This is a genomic window from Gardnerella sp. c12Ub_1 (genome assembly GCF_055804375.1).
Map to the genome: position 1 here is coordinate 630,701 of NZ_JANUZC010000001.1, position 15,727 is coordinate 646,427.

A 15,727-nucleotide genomic window follows, 5' to 3' on the forward strand; every position below is an offset into this window, starting at 1 on the left:
TACATATTGCAAACACAAACTGCGCTACTTGTGCAAAACGAGTCGAATTGGAGTGTAAAGAACTTCAACAACAACAGCATTAAACACAGCAGTTCCAAAAATGATTGGAAGCATAACAAGAATCGTCTTAGGAGAATGAAGAACAAAGAAAGATGCAGTAGAGGCAAATATTAAACCAGAAACAACTGTAGTTATAAAAGTTGCTATAAGTGGGAAAATACTGAACTTTCTAGCAGCATCCTTAGGGAAAACGTGAACATAAGCCATAATCATCAAAGTCATAACAATTGCTGCTGGAATATCGCAAACATAATTAAGACCAGGAATAGATGCGTTAAATTGCATTAAAGTAGCAGCCAAAGCACCAATAATCGCACCTTGAATAACATTTGGACGAACCAGCAAAATCGCAAGACAGAACGATGCGATTAAGAAGTTTGGTTTAATGTTTCCAATTGAAAGTGCTTTTGAAACTGTAAAGTCAAGAATACATCCTGCTGCAAAAAGAACAGCAACCAGCACTAAAGACGTAACATCTAAAGCGTGCTTTTTAACACTTACAGCATTGATCATGCTACCTGCATGTTCGTTAATTCCCTGATTCATAATCTTCTCCTTTATGTTGCGATAACCAAGTTTTAATTATCGACTTTTTATATTTATTTACGTTTACTTACATTCATTTACGTTTGTTTATATTTGCTTACGTTGATTCAAGTTAATTTATTTCTCTTTTCAATGGCGATTTATTTGTGCTTACTTGTGCAAAACGAGTCGAATTGGAGTGTAAAGAACTTCCACAACAACAGCATTAAACACAGCAGTTCCCAAAATAATTGGAAGCATAACAAGAATCGTGTTTGGAGAGTGAAGAATAAATAAGGATGCGATTGTTGCAAAAATCATTCCAGAAATAACAGTTGCAACAAACGTAGATATAAACGGGAACACGCTGAACTTTCTAGCAGCATCCTTAGGGAAAGCTTTTAGATATCCCATAAGCGCTAACGTCATAATAATTGCTGCTGGAATATCGCAAGCGTATTCAAGACCAGGAATCGAAGTGTTAAATTGAATCAAAGTAGCAGCTAATGCGCCAATAATCGCACCTTGAATAACATTTGGTCGAACAAGCAAAATAGACAAGCAGAACGATGCAATAACAAACTCTGGCTGAATGTTTCCAATCGAAAGCGACTTTGCAACTGTAAAGTCAAGAATGCATCCTGCTGCAAAAAGAACAGCAACCAAGACTAAAGACGTAATATCTAAAGCGTGCTTTTTAACATTTACGCCTTTTAGCAAAGTAGCTGCTTGATTAATTTCGGACTGTGCAGATGCTTGCTCTGTGTTGGTAGCTTCTACGTTAGTTGACTCTTGATTCATGATTTTCTCCTTTACGTAAATTTTTACGTTGTTTGTTTTCAACAATTTTGGTTTAAATTGTTGTTAGTTTGTAAATTGTTATTGGTTTTAGATTGTTTAGATTGTTTAGATTATTTTCGATTTGGATTAAATCCAAATGGATTCTTGCGTTTTAGGATATAAAAAAGACCCCTAGGTTTACCCTAGAGGTCTTTTATAAGCCTAAACAAGCAGCTTCTAAAACTTTAGAGTAAACTACGCCAAAGAGAAGTCTGCCACCACCACATACGAGCAGCATCAAAAGTATCGCGAGCTTGAGCATTCATGTTACGCATGATAGCCGCCTCCTTAAATACTTTAGCTGCAAAGCTAAATGCCTATGTGGTCAATCACAAACCTAACACCGTAAAATTTACGATATGCGTTTGTGTTGTGTTCGATGCTAACACTATAAAAGTACAAATGCAAACAAAAAGATAAAATTAGCAAAAAATCACACAAAACACGTAAAAATATCAACACTTAAATCGGCGCAATTCCAGGCAAAACGCCGTAAGCACATAAAACGCATGTCTAAGCTTATATAAAACAATCTCAATCCCTAGCAACGTGTATACTTTCACAAGTTGCGGGCTTGTAGCTCAGTGGATAGAGCGTCTGCCTCCGGAGCAGAAGGTCGTGGGTTCGAATCCCATTAAGCCCACGTTTTGCGTTAATTAACTTCCACAAAAATTAATTTCCGCCAAGAAGCGCAAACGTACCGTAGTAAACAGCTGCGATTAATGCAATTGCAGGAATAATTAAGCACACAACCATAAACACATAATCGCGCTTATTTACGTAACTTATGCGTGCATGAGATCTTGGATTTTCTCCTCCAAAACCGCGCGCTTGCATTGCTGTTGCCAAAGTACTAGACCTACGAATCGAAAGAACAAGAAGCGCAAAAGCTTGAGGCATAAATGCGCGAATCTTACTATCGTCTCCAAGACCGCGAGATCTTCTAGAAGCAGTAAGAGCTGCCCAATCGTCTTGCAAAACGCTAAAAAGCCTCATTCCCGCTAATCCACCATAAACAAACTTATCTGGCAAGTGCATAACTTGACTAAAAGCATCTGCTAAATCTGTAGCATCAATACCAATAACAGTAACAATTGCAGGAACACCAATCGCTAAAATACGAATAAACGTTGCAATTGCAAGAGTTGTTGAGTGCTCGCTTACGTGAATAATTCCCCAATCAAACAATGTTGCTCCGCCAGATTTACCGTATAACCACACTGCTAGAGCAGATCCAGGCGCACCAACCCAAACAGGCCAAGAAAGCTTAACAACGCGCCAAGGATTCATTCCAACAATCCATAAAATTATAAACTCTAAAACAAGTGCAATAGTCGAAGAAAGCCAATCAAGAGTAAACAGCAAAGGAATGGAAAGCATAAAAGCTCCAAGCATGCGGTAAACAGGATTTAGTGATGCCAAAAATGGCGAGCAACTTGCAACTCTTTCTTTCTCATCACGCTTATTTACAGCGCTAACTTTTATTCGAGAAATATTCGTTGAATTAGTTGTAGAAGACAAGCTTTGCGATGATTCTAAAGCTTCTTTTACTTGCGATTCTTGTAAATCTGATAAATCTCCAGAATCACTATTCTTAGCATTGCTAACTGGCAAAAGTTCAACCAAACGCGCGCCAAGAGCGTCTACTAGCTCTTTATCGTGAGTAACAACAATAACACTAACGCCGTCTGCCCTAAGACTTGCAATCAGCTTTATAATTTGCATCCACGTTTTTCGATCTTGGCCAAAAGTTGGCTCATCTAAAATCAAAACCCTTGGAGCTGCAGCCAAAGATGCAGCAACTGTAAGCCTGCGCTTTTCTCCTCCAGAAAGCGTGTACGGATTGGCGTTGGCATATCTGCCTAATCGGAATCGCTCTAGCAATTCTTTAGCTTTTGCTCGAGCATCCTCCTCGCTCATGCCTGTTCTAATAGGGCCTAACATAACCTCTTCTAAAACAGTTCCGCAAGCAAATTGGTGTTCTGGATTTTGGAAAACATACGATATTCTTTTAGCGAGTTCAGTTGACTTCCACTTTATAGGATCACTTGAGTCTAAATCTTTACAAAGTTCCTCGCTTGCTACAACTTCGCCTTCTATTGACGGAATTAATCCTGCCAAAGTTAGAGACAAAGTTGATTTTCCAGCACCATTTGCGCCAACCAAAGCCGTTATTTGGCCAGAATTAAATTCAAGATTAATGTTTTTAGCTATTGGAGTATCCGTATGACTAATCGCAAGGTTTTTTGTAGATAAAACTACTTTCCCATCTCCTACAGAAGGATCACAATCAGGCTCTCCTTCAACATGAATCCTACCTATATTGCGATTTTTTGAATCCTTATACTTATCCGGGAGCCATATTCCAAGATTTTCAAAGTCAAGATCCTTGCGATTAAACACCTCGTCTGGAGTTCCGTCAGCTACGATTACTGTTTTAGCGCTCTCGTCTCTTGCAATATCATCATCGTGAACAAAGTTTTTGCTATCTTCGCTATTACCGCTATTACCGCTATTTTCAAGCCCCAAAACAATTACTCGGTCAATTAAATCAATCCAAGGTTGAGCATGATGTTCAACAAGAACCATTGTTGCATGAGTATCGTCGAGCACTTTTCCAACTGCTGAAACAATTTGCTCAACGCCGTCTGGATCCAGATTTGCTGTAGGCTCGTCTAAAAGAAGAACACTAGGCTTCATTGCCAGCGCGCCAGCAAGAGCCAGTCGCTGCATTTGACCACCGCTTAAATGTGCAGTGGAGCGATGAAGTTGCAAGCCATCTAAGCCAACCTCTTTAAGACTTTCGTCAACAATATTCCAAATCTCTTTACGCGGAACATTCATGTTTTCTGGACCAAACGCAACGTTATCTCCTAAACGTTGAAAAATCGCTTGAGATTCTGGGTCTTGTAAAACTAAACCAACGCGTCCGCGAGCCTTATGAACTGGTACATCGTCTACAAATACTGCGCCTTCGCTCACTCCGCCATCTTCGTCTTCAACTAAAACATTATGCGAAGAAGAGTTACTATTTTTATCGTTTGAATCACTTTTAAGAATAATATCGCTGCCGATTAATCCAGCAGCACCTTCAAGAATAGTGGACTTACCTATGCCCGATGCTCCTAATAGCAATACTCTCTGCCCTGCTTCAATAGTCAGGTTCAAACCACGAACAGCAAACGCTTTGCGAGAGGCATGACGATAACCCCAATTCTCAAAACGCAACTTAGCAGCACTAAAAGCCGATGGAAGGAAAGTTTCAGCTTTGTACTGGTTAGCATTGTTCAAAACCTGCGTTTTAGATGCATCGGGCATAGCAAATCCTTTATGGCAATGATTTTTATTTAATTATTTATTAAATTATTTTTAGGATTATTAGACTTTACTATAGATTTTTAGAATCTTAACAAATCTTAGAATCTTAGCAAATCCTACAATCCCAAAACGCCTACTTGCTTAGAAAAATCTAAACAGCATACAGCATTTAATTGCTATATGCATAGAAGACGCTTGTTGACATGATTGTGCCTTTTTACTTTTAGGCACGGGAAAAACAGATCTCCGTGCGCCAGTATTACCTGGATTCACGTTCAAGCGGTTTCTCTCAGCTTTACGAATTAACGCAAAGCACCCGTGTCGAGTGAAAATTTTACGGCATTGTGTAGACTCGCGCACAAAATCAACGTGTTCGCGCGCTTTTATGCGCGAGTTATAACTTACAACACTACTTCCCTAAACGACTAAGAAGCAAAGCTTCCGTTACAATATTTGACTTCAAGCCAGAAAGAGAAATCGACTCATTTGGGCTGTGAGCATTAGACTTTGGATCTTCTGGACCCGTAACCAAAACTTGAGCCTTAGGGAAGATTCTTTGCAATTCTGGAATAAATGGAATCGAACCACCTTCGCCCTTGTTAATAGGATCCACACCAAAAGCGTCTTTCATAGATGCGAGCGCATCTTTAGTTGCGATTGCATTTGGATCCATAGCCCAACCCATGCCATTATCTAAAGGCTCTACAGTTACTTGCGCGCCAAACGGTGCATTTTTAACCAAAAAGTCACTCAATGCTTTTTGTGCTTCCTCTGGACGCTGGCAAGGCGCAGTTCTAAGCGAAAGTCGCAAGCGTGTCTCGTGAGCAATAACGTTAAAGCTTTCCTCTACTGGATGAGCGTCCATTCCAATAACAGTCAAACTTGGCTTAGTCCACATTCGTGCAGCCAAAGATCCAGTTCCCGCAAGCTTGTATGAATCAACTACAGAAGAATCGGCTCTAACTTGCGACTCGTCTAAATCGCGTTGCAAACCGCCAACAGGCTCTTGCGATTCAACTCCAGGAACATCTAAATCGCCGTCTTTGTTGTAAAGAGAAGCAACAAGCATTGAAGCAAGCGTGTATGCATCTAAAATAGGGCCACCAAATTGACCAGAGTGAACTTGATGATCAAGAACCTTAACCTTAACGTCTACAGTAGTGTTTCCGCGCAAGCTAGTCGTAAGACTTGGAACTTCGGCAGACCAATTTCCAGAATCTGCAACAATAATCACATCGGATTCAAACTCATCTTTGTGAGACTCAATAAATGGAATAAAGCTTGGAGAGCCCATCTCCTCTTCGCCTTCAATAAACACTTTAATGTTTACGCCTAAATCTTCACTTAAAGCGCGCAAAGCACCATAGTGAATGGCAATTCCGCCACCATCATCCGCGCTGCCGCGACCATACAAGCGCCCATCTATCTCGGTTCCTTTAAAAGGATTCGTGTTCCACTCGCTTGCATCTGGAACAGGCTGAACATCGTGATGAGCGTAGAGCAAAACAGTTGGAGCATTTGGGTTTACAATTCTAGATCCAACAACCTCGAATGCGCCTGGAGTGCCATCTGGATTTTGAGACTGCTCAACGCGAGCATCAACGCCCACTTCGCGCAATACTCCAGCAACGTATTCAGCAGAAGCACGCATATGATCCCCAGTAATGCCTTTAGCAGAAACAGCTCCAAGCTCTATCTTTTTATTAAGAACGGATATAACATCATTCCACGCGGCGCTAACACGATTCTTAACATCTTCCACATTAAGATTAGCCATACAAATCTCCTTAAAACAAATAGCCAAAACAAATAGTCAAGCGGTTAACTACTATCTAACCACTATCACACTATTAACAACATTAACAGCCAGCAAAATCTATGGAACGCGTCTAGTCTGTTGGGTAATCTGCAAACATGACATGGAATCCATTCGTAAAAAAAGACGCTGATAATAACGCACAAAATGGCGATCAACCATCAGCAAATAAAAATAGCGAAAATAAAGTAGAAAATAAGCCAAAAACTCGCACAAAAAACGCTCCAACTCCAAAGCAAAGCGAAGCTGCAGCGCAAAATCTTAGGCCGCTAGTTCCAACCGATAGAAAAGCTAGCGCAAAGGCTGCGCGAGCACGATTGCGCGAAAGAGAAAACGCACAATACGAAGCTATGAAAAGCGGCGATTTAGCGCATATGCCAAAGTCGGAGCAGCTTCCTTGGAGAGTTTATATTCGCGATTACGTAGACGCACGCTTTAATATTGGCGAGTTTTTCGTTCCATTTGCAATCGTAATTATGATTTGCATCTTCTTTACGCAAAACTTCTTGTCTACTAAATATATTGCTCTTTATTTTGCGCTTGCGATTATTCTTTACGCGTATCTTTTTGCTGCAATTATTGACGTTTTAATAATGTGGCGAAAGCTTAGAAAAGAACTTGTTAAAAGGTACGGCCAATCTGCTGTTGCTAAAAGCTCTAGATCGGCAATGTATGCTTGTAGCCGTGCAATACAAATGCGCAGGTGGAGGCTACCAAAACCAAGCACGCCAAAACGCGGTAATTGGCCAAAATAGAACGCTAGTATACCAACAAAGATATGATTTATAGAAATGTGTGTTTGTAGCATGCTACTTAAGGCTACTTAAGTAATAGTTGCACAAATGTGGTAGTAAACCCGTTGTAGAAAACCTTGCAATAAGCACAAAACAAAATTAACGCGAATATCGTATAGGGGATAAACGCAAAATGGCAAACGAAAAGTCAAAGAACACTAAGAAATCGGGCATGATTTCACAAATTGTGCGCATTTACAAGTACACGTATACAGAAGATAAGCAGCTTCCGCTTTGGCTTGGCTTGGCTTTTGTAGCCCCTGTAGTGCTATGCGTTATAGTTGGCGCTATTTTACGCTGGTCCATTTTTACATGGATTATGATGGTTGTAACAGCGCTTATGCTTGGTCTTTTGCTTTTTACTGTTGTTTTAACAAAGCGCGCAGATAAAGTTGGATACGCAAAACTAGAAGGTAAACCTGGAGCTGCAGCTGGAATTTTAAGCGCAATCAATAAAGGCGGTTTTACTTTCCCACAACAGCCAGTATGGGTTGACCCTCGCACCAAAGATGCAATTTGGCGTGGAACTGGTTTTAACGGAATATTTCTTGTTGGAGAAGGCAATTACGAACGCCTAACTCATGCTATGGAACGCCAAGAGCATGCTATTAAAAGTGTTACAGCTGGATCCAATATTCCTGTTTACCGCATTTGCGTTGGAAATGGCCAAAATCAAATTAAGCTTAAGGATTTAAGGAGTAAAGTTCTAAAGTCTAAAACTTTGATTCCTACAAATCACAAGTTTGCTCCTCTTGCTGCAATTCATCCAAATCGCAGATTCTTCCTTACTAAAACAGAGCTTGCGATTCTAAACGACCGTTTACGCACTTTGCAAGGAAAGCAAGGGTTTGGAATTCCAAAGGGAATTGACCCAACTCATACTCCACGCGTGAGCCGCAGAGCTTTAAGAGGAAAATAAATTCTTAAGTTTTTTCGTATAAAATAAACCAGACGTTCCAAGCGGTTCGTCTGGTTTTAATATATTTATACGCGATTTTACTTGCGATTTATATGCAAATACTATTCACGCGTTATACGCGACTGAACCCAATCAACAATGTACGGAGCGCACTCCTCCACTTGATCCATTGCAATCTCAAACTCTTTAGGACCACCATACCAAGGGTCTGCCAAATCTAAAACAGCTTCGCGACCAGCTTGTGGCTTTTCTAAAGACGGATCAAAAGACCTATACATGTGTACAAGACTACGCTTTTGCGGCGGAATAATCCTAAGCAAAGATTGCATATGCGAAGCCGTCATTGGAAGAAAAAGATTCGTCTCTTCTATTTCGTCTCGCTCAATCCTATGCGCAAAATGGCTTAATGGCAAAGAATATCCCCTACTTTTAAGCTCTTTTTGCGCACGCCTATCAATCGGATTCCCGTATTCTTCGTCGCTTACGCCGCACGATTTTACAGCAACAACATCGCTTAATCCCCTAAGCTTAAACTCATTGCGCAAAACGATTTCTGCCATTGGAGATCTGCAAATATTGCCCGTACAAACTGTCATAACAACATACGGATGCTTAGCATCTACGTGAATTTTGTTTAAAGATTCCATACATATCCTTAATCTAGCTTAGTTTTTAGATTTAACTGGCTCATAAACCATAAACTTGTATTTTGCGTTAAATTGATTCGCACCAACTTTTATAGGCGATTCCTGCCAATCGCCATCGCGCGCAACTTTCCACAATCCATCATCTACAAGTTTTTGAATGTTTGGAGCAAACGTGTCTGCTTTTACTCTAGCGTCAATTTGAGTTACATAAGATGCGTCAACAATTTGTGACTCAATCACTTCTCTAAAGATTGCGCCGCCACCAATAATCCAAATTGCTCTGCCATCTTTTGGCAAATCAAAAGAATCTACATGCTCAATAGGATTATCTTCAATCCACTTTTTTGCGTAGCATATTGCGTCTTCGATCTTTGTAAAACTTTTTGCTCCATTTGGATTAAAGTATGGATTCCTAGAAACAACAATATTTTCACGACCAGGAAGAGGCCTAAATTTTTCTGGCATAGAATCCCAAGTTCCTCTGCCCATTATTACTGGACAAGAGATTGTCATTGCCTTAAAATAGCGCAAATCTGGGGAAAGTCTCCAAGGCATGCCGCCATTTACACCCATCGCTCCTGCGCGACCTTCAAAATCGTATGCTTGCCCCCAAATTAAACGAACGGGAATATTATTAGTCATAATATTGTTAGTCATAAAACTCCTACGTAAGCCTACTAATCAATCACTAAACAAAGCAAACAAGCAAACAACCAAAAGCTCACACAGCTACAGGAGCTTTAATCGTAGGATGATGCTTATAATCAACAACCTTAAAATCGCTATAGTCGTAGCTAAAAATAGAATCAGCTTTGCGAATTTCTAGCTGCGGATACGGGTACGGCTCGCGCGAAAGCTGCTCAAGCACTTGCTCTACGTGATTATCGTAAATATGACAATCGCCGCCAGTCCACACGAACTCTCCTGGTTCTAATCCTGCTTGTTGAGCCATCATCATTGTTAAAAGCGAGTAAGAAGCAATGTTGAATGGCACGCCAAGGAACATATCGCAAGAACGCTGGTAAAGCTGGCAAGAAAGCTTGCCATCGGCAACATAGAACTGGAAAAGCGAGTGACAAGGCGGCAAAGCCATATTCTCTACTTCTGCAGGATTCCAAGCGCTAACAATCATTCTTCTAGAATCCGGATGATTTTTAATAAGATCCATAACGTTTGCAATCTGGTCGATTGTGCGATTTGGATTTTGCTCGGTTGGAGCTGGCCAACTACGCCACTGAACGCCGTAAACAGGCCCTAAATCGCCATTTTCGTCTGCCCACTCATCCCAAATATGCACACCGTTTTCTTGCAACCAACGCACATTGCTAGAGCCTTTAAGGAACCAAAGAAGCTCGTACGCAAGCCCCTTAAAGAACACAGTTTTTGTTGTTATAAGCGGGAAACTCTTGCTTAAGTCAAAGCGAATTTGCTGACCAAAAAGAGATATTGTTCCCGTGCCAGTGCGATCTGATTTTAATGTGCCTTCCATAAAGATTTTTCTAACCAAATCCTCGTAAGGAGTAGGAATATTTGACACTGGTTTTTGCGGCACGCGCGCGCGCAAATCTGCAAGTTCTTGTTGAGTTAAAGCCATACGTTTATTCTATCATTAGCTAAATTCAACACTACCAATGCATGTGCAAATATACTTATACTATACATCTCTATATAATTGTTTTAGCTAAGCACAACAAATGCAAAGGAGCAAAAATGGCTAGAAGAATATGGGTTGAGCGTTTAGAAGACGGCTCTTGGATTGCAAAAAGCGAAGACGGAGCAACACTAAAATTTGGCAAAGGCGAAGGGCAATTTTCTCCCGTAGAACTAATGCAAATAGCTCTAGCTGGTTGCACAGCTTTAAGCAGCCAATACGCTGTTGAACACACGATTGGAGAAGGAAAAGGCGCGCGCATAGTTGTAAATGGCACTTACGACCCAGAAGAAGGAACTTACTTAAGATTCCAAGAAGACTTAACAGTAGACGCTACAAGCGCAAAGCCTGCACTAACTAACGAAGATGCACAAGCACTAAAAGAGCGTATGAAAAAGCATATTAGCAAGGGTTGCACAGTTAAGCACACTCTTGAACGTGGCGCACAAGTGCGTGTAACAGTAAATATAAGACACTAAGACACTAAAACACTAAAACATTAAAAACACCAAATATAAAACGCTAAAAACGCAAAAAATCACAATTTGTGGCGCAATGCTAAACACAATGCTAAACTTTTAACGTTGTTAGAGCTATTTATGTAAGCTATTTATGTAATCGGAGGAAACTTTGAAAATCGCGATTTTTACAGAAACGTATCCACCATACATAAACGGCGTAGCAACACAATCCTACATGCTTAAAAAAATGTACGAAGAGCTTGGGCACGAAGTTCTTGTTGTTACAGTTGGCTCCGAAAAACAGCGTAAAACCAAGCTTGTAGACGGCGTTGTGTACGTTCCAGGCATTCTTTTGAAAAAGCTTTACAAGTATAGGGTTGCAATTCCAATTGGAAACATGCGCAAAAAGTTCCCGATTAACTTTAAACCAGATGTTATTCATATTCAAAACGAATTTGGCATTGGAGAAATAGGCCTAGAAGTGGCCAAAAAAGAGCATGTTCCTGTTGTTTACACGCTACACACCGAATACGATAAATTCCTGTTTTACATTGGTCTAAAGCATTTTACTGAGTTTTCTAGGAATATATCGGCAAAATATTTTACGCGATTTTCTAAAAACGCAACAATTATTACCAGCATGTCTGCTAAGGCTCAAGCTTATATTGACCGACAAAAAGTTGATAAAAAGGTTGTTGTTCTTAGCAATGCTGTTGAATACAAAAAGTTCTTGCCAACACCAGAACGAATTGCTTTTAGAGAAGAATTCCGTAAAAAATACGGCATTGCAGATTCTACAAAGCTGTTTGTTTTTGTTGGAAGAATCGGAGCCGAAAAGAACATTAGCGAGTTGATTGACAACTTTATGTATTGTGATTTTCCTCGCGATTTAGCTCGACTTGTTGTTATTGGCGGAGGCCCTGATCTAGAAGACTTGCGCAATAAGGTAGCAAGCAAAGGATTTGAAGATAGAATCTACCTTCTAGGACCTATTGAACACACGCAAATTCCTAAGTATTTGCACGCAATGGACTACTACACTACCGCTTCACTATCAGAGATGCACTCGCTTTCTATGCTGGAAGCAATGGCCTCTGGCTTATTTGCGCTTGTTAAGCACGACGCTCCTAATGAAAATCAAATTATTAGTGGCAAAAATGGATACCAATGGGATTCTAAAGAAGACTTTAAGCAAGTGTTTAGCCGCGTTCTTAATATGAGCAAAGAAGAGCAAGAGCAGCTAAAAGCAAATGTTCTTGAATATTCAAAAAACAATGACTTTAAAAAGCAAGCTCAAGAGTTAATTAAGATTTATGAGCGCGCAATCAGCATTAACAATCAAGAACTTGCTAAAAAGCGCGCTGCTCGAGAGGCAAGACGAGCGCGTTTCTTGCTTAAGAAAAACTAAAAGCATATTAGCATATGTATGTTTGAAAAATCGCGTATAAAACACAATTAGTGCCTTATACGCGATTTATGTTTTAGCGCCTAGCGTTACTACTTAGCGTTACTACTTTAGTGAAGCGGATCGATTGTTTGCTCAATTTGCTTAGCTTCTTCAACACCAGCCTTTGGAACATCAACTTTATGAACACCACTTATAGAATCAATAGCACTAGTATCGTTACTTACCTTAGCCTGCTGAGCCACTTGTGCAGCGCTCAGCTCCACATACTTGCGAGGAACAACATACACTGGTCTAGACGAATGCTGAAGCAAACCTTGACTAATCGAGCCAAGAAGCAAACCAGTAAATCCACCCCTGCCCCTAGATCCAACAACAACCAAATCGTTGTTTAAGCTAGCTTGAGTCAAAGCGTTTACAGCAGAGCCAGGAACTACAGAACGATGAATCTTTAAGTTTGGCAAGCGTTGCAAAATTGGCTTTACACGCTCGTCAAGATCTTCCATATAAGATCCCATAACTGCAGTATCTCCCTCGGCTCCTTGAACGCTAGGAACAGCAGAAATCACATCTAATTGAGCATTCCAACTATCTGCCAAATCTGCAGCAATCTCAAGTGCCTTTAATCCCCACTTAGACTCGTCGGAGCCAACAGCAATATTAGAAATCTTATTGTTCAAGTGGATTCTATGACCATCATCATCTGTATATGGAACAACAACAATTGGGCAATAAGCGTATGCTGGAAGTGAAGAACTTGTTGTGCCAAGTAAACGCTCTGCCAATCCGCCTTTACCACGGTTTCCAATAACAATAAGTTGATAGTTTCTAGAAAGCTCCACAAACACAGAAGACGGGTCGCCAGTAACAATCAGAGTTGTTGCATCCACACCCTGCTCTAAAGCTACAGCTTTGGCTTTAGAAAGAATCTCCTGAGCGTCTTGATGAGCAACATTATCGTCTCCGATGGCAGTGTAAGTTGCATCAAAAGACACAGCAGCATAACTTGGCAAAGAGTATGCACAAACAATTTGAAGTTGCAATCCAGCATGCTTAGCGTAGTTTGACGCCCACCAAACAGCCTTATAGCTTGCATGAGAACCATCAACGCCTACAAGAACAGCTTTTTCTTGTGTAATAACATTCTGTGTCATCTAGATCCTCCTAGTATTGCGCGAATTTTGCAATCTTTGCTTAAATACTACAATAGCCGTTTAATTGTTTTGAGTCTATCGCGACACAGAAGATTTGCTATTTATGACTTGCCAATTGCCGATTTCTGCTAAAACAACTTGCGACTAACGCTAGAAAACTAACGCTAGAAAACTTGCGACTTACGCCAAAAACTTATGCTAGAAAACTCGGCGAATGGAATAAGCAGATGTAAAAACGTAAGGAATAGGGCTATATTTTGTTCCGCCATATTGCGAATTAATAACCATTCCATTGCCTACGTAAATCGCAGCGTGAGTACCATTTGCAATAATATCTCCTGGAGCTGCTTGAGCAAGACTTGGAACAGCTGTGCCAACTGTTGCTTGCGCGCCAGAAGTTCTAGGCAAAGAAACACCCATATTTGCAAAAACGTATTGCACAAAGCCAGAGCAATCCCAACCAGCAGGAGTTGTTCCACCAGAACGATACGGCACTTTGTTTAAGAATTGAGCAGCAAAATTAAGCATTGCCGACGTAGAAGAACCATCTGGAGGAGCAACAAAATAGCTTTGCGATGCTCCTCTAGCACCAGAACGGCTTGCAGCGGAATCGTAATCGCCATCATTATTGCGAGCAGCATTACGCGCATTTTCTGCAGCCGCTTGAGCTGCAGCCTGAGCCGCCAATTCTGCAGCACTTTTAGTTTGTGGAACATTCAAAGACTCAATACCGCCCCAATGCGAATTAGAGTCAACGCTTGTAGAAGTAGATTCTGTTAATAAATCGCGCTTAACAGATGTTACTTTAGGGAAGGAACGCGTAGAAGTAACTGCAGACTCTTCTGCATAAGCGCAAGCAAAAGGAACCATAGCTGCAAGAAGAGTCGTGCATACAGCTCCCGCAACTACAGAAGAAAAAATCTTATTTTGTTTAATCTTTTGTTCAAACTTTTGCTTAACCATCATTAGCGATGTTAACACGTTAACAATACAAAGCGCCTAAAAAACGCATAATAAACCAACAAAAGTTGATGAATCTAATATTATGCGAGTAATGCTTAAAAGATTTAGTAGTGAATAAACTCAAAAGCGGAAGCATCTTTAGCGCTAACAACTCTTGAATAGGTTCTACCATGATATTCGGCGCTAGATTCAGATGTTTCTATAGAACCATCTTGATTAATCTTTTCTACGATTGCAACGTGGCCATAAGCGCGGTTAACTCCAGCCTGACCGCGGCCAAACACCATTATGTCTCCAACGTGACGAGGTGTGTTATCTACCCAGTAGCCAAGCTTGCGAGCAGTCCAGCCCCACATCCATCCGTCTCCCATATTGGAGCCAACTGGAAGGCCAAGCTGATGCCTGCGAACATAAACCCACCAAGTGCATTGGCTAAATTCGTAAGCATTTCCAGAATCGCCAGAATCGTGATTTGGATTAAAACCAGATGGCACAATCTTTGCATCTGAATCCAAGAAAACAGCAACATTCGGATTATTTGCTGTAGACTTAGACATTTCCGAAACCTTAAAATCGGAATTAGAACCCAAATCCCACTTAGACTTATGAGAAGACTTAGTAGAAAATGCGCTTAAATCAGATTCAAGGCCAGCAACTGCGCTGCTAAAGTTCAAATATTTATTAGCGCGATTAATGCTTTCTCGCATACTCGAACGAGATGCTGCTTGAGCAGAAGAATCGTCTACAAAACTCAACTTAGAAGAATAAGATTTAGAAGCCAAAGAATCAATGCTATTAGGCTTGTTCAACGCCATAGAAGTTAAAGCAGCTCCGACTAACGCAAACAAAGAAGCAGAAACAATCATGCGATTCTTACGTTCTTTAGCAACACGTGCTAAACGAAGCTGGCGACGAGATAACGAAACAGCAAATTCTTGATTTACGTTCTCTAAATCTACGTTTTCTAGACTTACAACAGCACCATTATTTGCTAAAACGGCTGCACTATTATTGCTAGAAAATGCATGATGATTGTTAGAAGATGCATGCGAACCGCGCACAGAGGTAAAAAGCATAAAAGGCGAATTAAACCGCCCCTTTGCTTTAGCACCATGCTCAGCATGCTTCATAAAATCGCTCCTAAAATCTTCTAAATGTATTCACAAATTCACAC

14 protein-coding genes and 1 tRNA gene are annotated in these 15,727 nt (G+C 40.7%); 5 read left to right on the forward strand and 10 right to left on the reverse strand.

Translation table 11 applies throughout. The features are described 5' to 3' along the window. Positions 1 to 24: 24 nt before the first annotated feature. Positions 25 to 606: a tryptophan transporter gene (locus NYP65_RS02515; RefSeq protein WP_115757228.1), complete on the reverse strand. Its 582-nt coding sequence runs from the start codon at positions 604 to 606 to the stop codon at positions 25 to 27. 150 nt (positions 607 to 756) lie between these two features. Continuing rightward, positions 757 to 1,386, reverse strand: a complete 630-nt coding sequence (locus tag NYP65_RS02520; protein WP_115757230.1) for a tryptophan transporter — start codon at positions 1,384 to 1,386, stop codon at positions 757 to 759. A gap of 609 nt (positions 1,387 to 1,995) precedes the next feature. Between NYP65_RS02520 and NYP65_RS02525 the strand changes: the two genes are divergently transcribed. Next, positions 1,996 to 2,068 (forward strand) — tRNA-Arg (locus NYP65_RS02525). Positions 2,069 to 2,097: 29 nt separating this feature from the next. Here NYP65_RS02525 and NYP65_RS02530 read toward each other — a convergent pair. Both NYP65_RS02530 and NYP65_RS02535 read right to left on the reverse strand, forming a co-directional pair. Beyond that, positions 2,098 to 4,743 (reverse strand): ATP-binding cassette domain-containing protein, encoded by a 2,646-nt coding sequence (locus NYP65_RS02530; protein WP_473410564.1) that lies wholly within the window; start codon positions 4,741 to 4,743, stop codon positions 2,098 to 2,100. A gap of 409 nt (positions 4,744 to 5,152) precedes the next feature. Next, positions 5,153 to 6,520: a M20/M25/M40 family metallo-hydrolase gene (locus NYP65_RS02535; protein ID WP_473410565.1), complete on the reverse strand. Its 1,368-nt coding sequence runs from the start codon at positions 6,518 to 6,520 to the stop codon at positions 5,153 to 5,155. Positions 6,521 to 6,657: 137 nt separating this feature from the next. Between NYP65_RS02535 and NYP65_RS02540 the strand changes: the two genes are divergently transcribed. Both NYP65_RS02540 and NYP65_RS02545 read left to right on the forward strand, forming a co-directional pair. Continuing rightward, positions 6,658 to 7,314, forward strand: a complete 657-nt coding sequence (locus tag NYP65_RS02540) for a DUF3043 domain-containing protein (protein ID WP_473410566.1) — start codon at positions 6,658 to 6,660, stop codon at positions 7,312 to 7,314. Positions 7,315 to 7,486: 172 nt separating this feature from the next. Then, on the forward strand, positions 7,487 to 8,272 hold the full coding sequence (locus NYP65_RS02545) for a DUF4191 domain-containing protein (protein ID WP_473410567.1): 786 nt from the start codon (positions 7,487 to 7,489) through the stop codon (positions 8,270 to 8,272). Between the two features lie 101 nt (positions 8,273 to 8,373). On the opposite strand, the gene NYP65_RS02550 is transcribed toward NYP65_RS02545, so the two are convergent. From NYP65_RS02550 to NYP65_RS02560, 3 genes are all read right to left on the reverse strand, one after another. Beyond that, a complete protein-coding gene (locus NYP65_RS02550) occupies positions 8,374 to 8,919 on the reverse strand; it encodes a low molecular weight protein-tyrosine-phosphatase (RefSeq protein WP_473410568.1) in 546 nt (181 codons plus the stop codon). Between the two features lie 18 nt (positions 8,920 to 8,937). Next, on the reverse strand, positions 8,938 to 9,561 hold the full coding sequence (locus tag NYP65_RS02555; RefSeq protein ID WP_473410775.1) for a dihydrofolate reductase: 624 nt from the start codon (positions 9,559 to 9,561) through the stop codon (positions 8,938 to 8,940). 79 nt (positions 9,562 to 9,640) lie between these two features. After that, positions 9,641 to 10,513 (reverse strand): thymidylate synthase, encoded by an 873-nt coding sequence (locus NYP65_RS02560; protein ID WP_016805278.1) that lies wholly within the window; start codon positions 10,511 to 10,513, stop codon positions 9,641 to 9,643. Between the two features lie 116 nt (positions 10,514 to 10,629). On the opposite strand from NYP65_RS02560, the gene NYP65_RS02565 reads away from it, so the two are divergent. Both NYP65_RS02565 and NYP65_RS02570 read left to right on the forward strand, forming a co-directional pair. Further along, entirely contained in the window at positions 10,630 to 11,049 is a 420-nt protein-coding gene (locus tag NYP65_RS02565) for an OsmC family protein (protein ID WP_472781456.1), read from the forward strand. Positions 11,050 to 11,200: 151 nt separating this feature from the next. Next, complete coding sequence (locus tag NYP65_RS02570; protein ID WP_004130279.1) at positions 11,201 to 12,439, forward strand: glycosyltransferase; 1,239 nt, start codon at positions 11,201 to 11,203, stop codon at positions 12,437 to 12,439. A gap of 107 nt (positions 12,440 to 12,546) precedes the next feature. Here NYP65_RS02570 and NYP65_RS02575 read toward each other — a convergent pair whose 3' ends face one another. The 3 genes from NYP65_RS02575 to NYP65_RS02585 form a co-directional block, all read right to left on the reverse strand. After that, complete coding sequence (locus NYP65_RS02575) at positions 12,547 to 13,590, reverse strand: universal stress protein (RefSeq protein ID WP_473410569.1); 1,044 nt, start codon at positions 13,588 to 13,590, stop codon at positions 12,547 to 12,549. Positions 13,591 to 13,788: 198 nt separating this feature from the next. Continuing rightward, positions 13,789 to 14,556 (reverse strand): C40 family peptidase, encoded by a 768-nt coding sequence (locus NYP65_RS02580; RefSeq protein ID WP_020759073.1) that lies wholly within the window; start codon positions 14,554 to 14,556, stop codon positions 13,789 to 13,791. Positions 14,557 to 14,657: 101 nt separating this feature from the next. After that, complete coding sequence (locus NYP65_RS02585; RefSeq protein ID WP_473410570.1) at positions 14,658 to 15,683, reverse strand: CHAP domain-containing protein; 1,026 nt, start codon at positions 15,681 to 15,683, stop codon at positions 14,658 to 14,660. Between the last annotated feature and the right edge of the window lie 44 nt (positions 15,684 to 15,727).

Bases quoted from the DNA above. Each gene is read 5' to 3' on its own strand.
- NYP65_RS02550 (WP_473410568.1), bottom strand. From the start codon at position 8,919: ATGGAATCTTTAAACAAAATTCACGTAGATGCTAAGCATCCGTATGTT.
- NYP65_RS02515 (WP_115757228.1), bottom strand. From the start codon at position 606: ATGAATCAGGGAATTAACGAACATGCAGGTAGCATGATCAATGCTGTA.
- NYP65_RS02520 (WP_115757230.1), bottom strand. From the start codon at position 1,386: ATGAATCAAGAGTCAACTAACGTAGAAGCTACCAACACAGAGCAAGCA.
- NYP65_RS02580 (WP_020759073.1), bottom strand. From the start codon at position 14,556: ATGATGGTTAAGCAAAAGTTTGAACAAAAGATTAAACAAAATAAGATT.
- NYP65_RS02535 (WP_473410565.1), bottom strand. From the start codon at position 6,520: ATGGCTAATCTTAATGTGGAAGATGTTAAGAATCGTGTTAGCGCCGCG.
- NYP65_RS02560 (WP_016805278.1), bottom strand. From the start codon at position 10,513: ATGGCTTTAACTCAACAAGAACTTGCAGATTTGCGCGCGCGCGTGCCG.
- NYP65_RS02540 (WP_473410566.1), top strand. From the start codon at position 6,658: ATGACATGGAATCCATTCGTAAAAAAAGACGCTGATAATAACGCACAA.
- NYP65_RS02585 (WP_473410570.1), bottom strand. From the start codon at position 15,683: ATGAAGCATGCTGAGCATGGTGCTAAAGCAAAGGGGCGGTTTAATTCG.
- NYP65_RS02555 (WP_473410775.1), bottom strand. From the start codon at position 9,561: ATGACTAATAATATTCCCGTTCGTTTAATTTGGGGGCAAGCATACGAT.
- NYP65_RS02530 (WP_473410564.1), bottom strand. From the start codon at position 4,743: ATGCCCGATGCATCTAAAACGCAGGTTTTGAACAATGCTAACCAGTAC.
- NYP65_RS02545 (WP_473410567.1), top strand. From the start codon at position 7,487: ATGGCAAACGAAAAGTCAAAGAACACTAAGAAATCGGGCATGATTTCA.
- NYP65_RS02575 (WP_473410569.1), bottom strand. From the start codon at position 13,590: ATGACACAGAATGTTATTACACAAGAAAAAGCTGTTCTTGTAGGCGTT.
- NYP65_RS02565 (WP_472781456.1), top strand. From the start codon at position 10,630: ATGGCTAGAAGAATATGGGTTGAGCGTTTAGAAGACGGCTCTTGGATT.